The 5,648-nt window shown below is 31.5% G+C and carries 4 protein-coding genes; all 4 read right to left on the reverse strand.

What is annotated here, in order from left to right; all coding sequences use genetic code 11:
* Window positions 1-232 precede the first annotated feature (232 nt).
* The 4 genes from ES677_RS14760 to ES677_RS14775 are packed head-to-tail and all read right to left on the reverse strand — an operon-like array spanning window position 233 to window position 5,003.
* Window positions 233-1,309 carry a response regulator gene (locus ES677_RS14760; protein WP_148381661.1) on the reverse strand — a complete coding sequence of 359 codons (1,077 nt, stop codon included), beginning with the start codon at window positions 1,307-1,309 and terminating at the stop codon, window positions 233-235.
* Between the two features lie 6 nt (window positions 1,310-1,315).
* Entirely contained in the window at window positions 1,316-3,559 is a 2,244-nt protein-coding gene (locus tag ES677_RS14765) for a sensor histidine kinase (protein WP_148381662.1), read from the reverse strand.
* Entirely contained in the window at window positions 3,541-4,785 is a 1,245-nt protein-coding gene (locus tag ES677_RS14770) for a DNA cytosine methyltransferase (protein WP_148381663.1), read from the reverse strand. Before ES677_RS14770 ends, ES677_RS14765 begins: the two co-directional genes overlap by 19 nt.
* Before the next feature lie 2 nt (window positions 4,786-4,787).
* On the reverse strand, window positions 4,788-5,003 hold the full coding sequence (locus ES677_RS14775; RefSeq protein ID WP_148381664.1) for a helix-turn-helix domain-containing protein: 216 nt from the start codon (window positions 5,001-5,003) through the stop codon (window positions 4,788-4,790).
* Between the last annotated feature and the right edge of the window lie 645 nt (window positions 5,004-5,648).

Raw genomic sequence — 5,648 nt, forward strand, 5'->3', positions numbered from 1 at the left:
ACCGATGATAGATTACATAAACAAAATACAAACTTCGATTTGGTGAACCGCCGTATACGAGACCCGTACGTACGGTGGTGTGAGAGGCGCACTGGCAATCATTCGATTGTCAGCCGTCTACTCGATTAGGTGTCTGGCTTTTCTTTCCGCAAACTGGCTAGCGTTGGCGTGAAAGCTCTTTTAAATTTGTGAGGCACGAGCAAAATTTAAATGTGCTTGAACTTGCGTTGGCTTAAAACAGAGAATTATAAACTTCATTTACATTAAAATCGGGTGAGCCTTGGCGTGAGAAATAATTAGAATAGCGAGAAATAATATCTTTTAAAAAAGGCATTGAAACAGTTGCTATTCTTTCCATCTCCTTATTTGCTAGTTTTTCCTCAACCTCTGCTGATTCAATTGTCAGTTTATCTTGAAAGTCAATTAAACCAGCATCTACTGAATTGCTTTTTGGTGTAAAATGATAATTCTGTTTTTTGTTTTCAATATATGTATTGAGCCTTTTTCTATTACTATTATTTTCACTGGTATTAGATTCTAATAATGAATAGTTTTCGATTACATCCTCAAGAGGAAGTATTCTACAGAATAATATTCTTTTAGCACTTCTATTGCCGTCTTTTCTTAATACAATATCACAGGAAGGTGTTAAAACTAAATATCTATTAGTTTGATACATCACAATGTCGCCAGTAGATATATTTGATTTAATTGGTGCTGTTATATAAAATTCACTTGGATGATATTTTTCAATACCTTCATCTATATATTCTTGCATATGTGAAATCGTATAACGGAGCAAGGATTTTTCTTTCTCTTCAGGGCTACGAGTAGAATCATTTACCCATAACTCCATTGAATTTGATAAATGATTCCAAAATATATTATTTAAATAAGTATCTATTGCACCTTTTCTACCGAGTATGTTTGTTATACCTGTTTTATATATTTCTACAATTTCAGATAGTATTTCTTTAAAATTAGTATCTCTATTTCTTTTCTTTAAGAATGCACTCTCTTCTTTATCTATTTGTGCAATACTACCCGAAACAATATAAATAGGAAAACGTTGGTTATTTTCAATTTCTTCAACAATTTCTAGTCCTTCTAAATCAGTTGTAGAGGAAGATAATTTTAAGTCAATAATCGCACCGTCAAAATCAGGACTTAATAAAGAATTTTTTGCTTCATCAATATTTTCTTTTATGGTGTATTCAATTTTTACATCAGATTCCTTATTAAATGACTCTATATTATCTTTATAAGTTTGAAGAGTTGGTTTGTCATCTTCTACTATTAATAATTTCATAAGCGTTTATTGTATCTTTGTTTCTATTTTAAAATAAGCACCATTATCAGAGTGGATTGCTTTTAATATACCTCCATTTCTATCGATTGCTTCTCCTGCTATAGCTAATCCTAATCCGTATCCACCTCCAGTTCTATTACTAAATTCAGGTTCAAAAATAATTTCTGACTCGATAAATTTTTTGTCTATACCAGGCCCATTATCTCTATATTCAATCGTTATTAATTCATTATCTTCATAGACCTTTAGACTTATTTCTTTAGTTGATTTTTTGCTATTTTTTAGCCAATAAACACTATTATCAACAAGATTGGTCAATATCATATAGTAATCTTCTTTCCAGCCAAATATCATTTGATTTATATCACAATCAATATCAAGAATTATATTTTGTGAATCAAACTCAGAAACAAAGACGTCCAAAACATTTTCAATAACCTCTCTAACATTGAAATCTTTTTTGTTATTTCTCTTTCTTGCAGAAAGAGGGTCTAGTTTTTCAAATAATTTTGTAAAAATATCACCTTGCTCGCCAATAACAGTTAATCTATCAATTGTTTTATCTAAAAGTCCTTTGTCATATTCTTCTGCTAATTCATCATTCCATTCTGTTATTAAAGGAATCTGATTTTTAAAATAACCTAAAGGTTTTCTTCCTTCGTGTAAAATAACATTAACAATTTTGCCAACAGTTGCTTGGCCTTGATATAAAGCTATGATCTGTTTTAATTCATCTGCAATTTTGTTGTTTTTTTCTTCTTTTGCAGTTATTAATTTGGTTATTTTCTCACGCTTTGTTTTCTCTACACCCAAAGAATCCAGTTCTTTATTGACTTTTTCTTGTAAATCGTTGAAGTCGAAAAGACCTTTAATTTTATCTTCAATTTTTCTTTTACTCCTACCTAATCCAACTTTTTGTCGATATAAGAACCTTCTGCTTTCTAATTCTTTTAATACTTGCTTTGAGATTTCCATTAATCCAAAATACTCAGATGTTTCTTTTAACCCATCACGAGCACTTTTTTCTAAAAGGCCAGACTTATCTTCTTGCTCTATATGAATAAAACCTATTATTTGGTCGCTACCAATTTTTAGTGATGGATTTTGAACTCTTTGGTTGTCTAATGATAACCAATCAAAACCAGCGTCACCCAAAGGTCTTATTCTAAAACCTTGTCGATAAACACCAATTCCATTATAAGTATCGAGAATAATTCGAGCTTCCCTTTTACCCACAGATTCGCCAGTTATTGGGTCTTTTAATCCTCTTTCAATTAATGCGTCAATTGAACTTGGGTCTCTGTCAAAAACTCTAAAGTCAAATTTAACTTCTCCACAGAATGATTGAAAATTTTCATTAATATCTGCATTTAAATTGAGGTTAAGAGGTTCTATTACTTCTTGTGCATCATTTGTTCTATTATTCTCAAATGTTAGTTTAGCTATACCTTCATTGTTAACAGAGCCAGATATCCTGTAATCAAATAAATCAAATAGTGGGTAAGGCTCTATGGTTTCCTTTTTATTTGAATAGTTTTCATAAGGAAAATCACCTAATTCTAATATGATTTGAAAGTTTTCTGTATCATCATCAATTTTATGGATAGTTCTGTCAATTGGTGGTATTAATTTTTTTAATTCAGATTTTAGATTTTTTAACTGTTTCTCATTCCAATCATTCAAATGCTCTTCATCACCAAGAATAATAATTTCAGTACCACTAGGTCTATTTGTCTTGAAATTTTCAATAAGAACATCAACGTCTTCTAAGTATTTGGCTTTTTCAAAATCTTCCCAAATTAAATATAGAGTAGTTAACTCACCATTGTCATCAATGGTCTCAAGAACCATATCTTCTCCTATTATTGAAGCAGAATATCTCCCAATTCCTTTTTTTCCTTGCATTAATCGCCCTTTTGGACTTTTTCCTTTATTCTCTCTTGTTAGTTTATCATCTGTAGACGGAACCATCCATTTATCAGTTACCGTATTAAAGGTCATTCCGTGTCCTTCATCCTTGATAACTACCTTTATGCCTTTTACCAATATCTCCTTATTCTCTTTGAGAATTGTTTTTTGAAATGGTAAGAGTGATACAGTACAAGTTGGTGAATCTGCATCATAAGAATTTTTGACTAATTCAACAATGGCAGCATATTTATCTTTAATTAAGTCCCGTCCAATGGAAAGAATGTGTCTTCCTGCTGGTCTAATTTTATAATACCCGTCTTTTATTTTTGTTTCTGACATAATTGTTTTTTGATTTTTTTAGCAATTTCATTAGCCATTAGAGGAGGAACGGCATTTCCAATTTGTCTAAAAGCAGCACTCCTGCCTCCTTCAAAAAAGAAATCGTCTGGAAAGGATTGGATTCTTGCAGCTTCTCTAACAGATAAAGACCTTATTTGCTTATTATCAGGATAGATATAATGGTGACCATCCTTTGCTATGTGGGCAACCATTGTATGAGAAAGACCATTGATGTCAACTACTTTGTATCGGTCAACAAATGACGTTTCATTTTTATGAGTTTTAAGCTCTGTTGGTAAATCAGGGTATTTTAATCTTTCTGATTTTTTCAACCATTTATTTATTGCAATTTTATAAATATTCAAGTCTCTTTCATTGTGAGGTCTTGCAATGTGTTGAGTGACAAAATCAACTCCATTTCTTAATTCAAATTTGTCAAGATACTCTGTTGTTGGTTTCGAGTATTTTGTAATATTATTTTGTTCCCCTGGTTTTAACCTTTTTAAATCTGATAAAATTTGACTTACCGTAAATCCCTCTTTAATTTTATCAAATTCCGGATACTTAAAATCAGTCCCTTTTTGCCAGCCGATTAAAATTATTCTTCTTCTTTTTTGTAATACTCCAAAATCTTCTGATTTCTGAACAGTATAATCTATTTCATATCCAATTCGTTTAAAATATGCTTGCATATTTTTAAAATAGCTTCCTTTTTCTGCTGTTATTAATCCCATAACATTCTCAAAAACAAAAACTTTCGGTTCGTATTTGATAAGAAACTTTGCATATTCTTTATAAAGGAAATTTCGTGGGTCGTTTTTCATTCCATCTTTGTCTCTAGCTCTACCAACTAGAGAATAAGCTTGACAAGGAGGTCCACCAACAATCAGGTCAACTTGCTTTCCTTTTACTAATTTATTTATTTTTTCAAATATAATTTTGTTGTTTTCGCCACCAATAGGAATGTTTATAACAGAATCAGAAATGTCAGAATTAGAAAAGCTTTTTAAAAACTCTTCACGAGTCATTTTTCCTGAAATATAATCGTAATAATTTTGTATTTTATTTTCTGATTTTAGTTTATGATAAACTAATCGAGTTTCTAAAGTATCACAAGCTTTTTTATCTATTTCTACGTGAGCAACAGGAGTAAATCCTGCTTTAATAAAACCTTCAGATAATCCTCCTGCACCTGAAAATAAATCTATGAAATTTAAACTTTCCATAATTACTTATTTAGTTTTAAGTGTCCATATACTTTTTCAAGAATATCATTTGGGTCAGCATCTATAGCTTTAGAAATAAGATATAGTTCTTCAGCTTTAAGATTTGTATCCTCTTTTATACTTAGATTACTAAGACGAGATTTTCCAATTCCTGTTTTTCTTGAAACTTCCGCTTTATTTATTGATTTGTCAGTAAGATATTTACCAAGAAAAGTCATACTTGTTATTTTAATATTGTCCATCAAAAGTAGACAAAAGTTCCGATTTAACCAACTTTTGTAGCCTTATAAGATACTATCGTTTCAAATACAACTGAATCGGGTGGCGGTGGGAAAGGGCAAGCTCTTTTTATTTTGTGAGGCACGAGCAAAATGAAATGTGCTTGACCGTGCGGTGGACTTTTTTTTGCTTGCACCTAACGGTCTTGTATATGAAACGTAGCGTGTAAATAGACACTAACTTTTCGGATTATACACGAGCCGAATTTTTATTTTTTCTATTTATCTTTAATTTTCTAAATATACAAAAATAAAATTTTGGCGGACTTAATAAATAAGCATAAACCTCTCGGGAAGCCTGTAATAGCTATGTTTTATATACGTTGTGTGTGCCCAGTATGGGCATCTTTAACTTACAGCAAAGTAAGTAATTAATCTATAGGGTGCAAGTCCCTTATGCGCTGGGGTAACGCCTAGAAGCATTAGTAAGTCGCAAGGGTGGTAACTGCAAAGTTACATCTGAAGAAAGCGAGACTACAAAACTCGGTACTGACGAACAGAAACCGTATACAGAGGCCTATTTATTCGGGTAAGCAACCACATCATTGCAACGCCCAAAGAGTATCAAAAGGGTAAGTAGGTAGA

It is taken from the genome of Bizionia gelidisalsuginis, assembly GCF_008086185.1.
GTDB lineage: Bacteria > Bacteroidota > Bacteroidia > Flavobacteriales > Flavobacteriaceae > Bizionia > Bizionia saleffrena.

Excerpts from the sequence above, each read along its gene's own strand:
- ES677_RS14760 (WP_148381661.1), bottom strand. The coding sequence starts at position 1,309 with ATGAAATTATTAATAGTAGAAGATGACAAACCAACTCTTCAAACTTAT.
- ES677_RS14765 (WP_148381662.1), bottom strand. The coding sequence starts at position 3,559 with ATGTCAGAAACAAAAATAAAAGACGGGTATTATAAAATTAGACCAGCA.
- ES677_RS14770 (WP_148381663.1), bottom strand. The coding sequence starts at position 4,785 with ATGGAAAGTTTAAATTTCATAGATTTATTTTCAGGTGCAGGAGGATTA.
- ES677_RS14775 (WP_148381664.1), bottom strand. The coding sequence starts at position 5,003 with ATGACTTTTCTTGGTAAATATCTTACTGACAAATCAATAAATAAAGCG.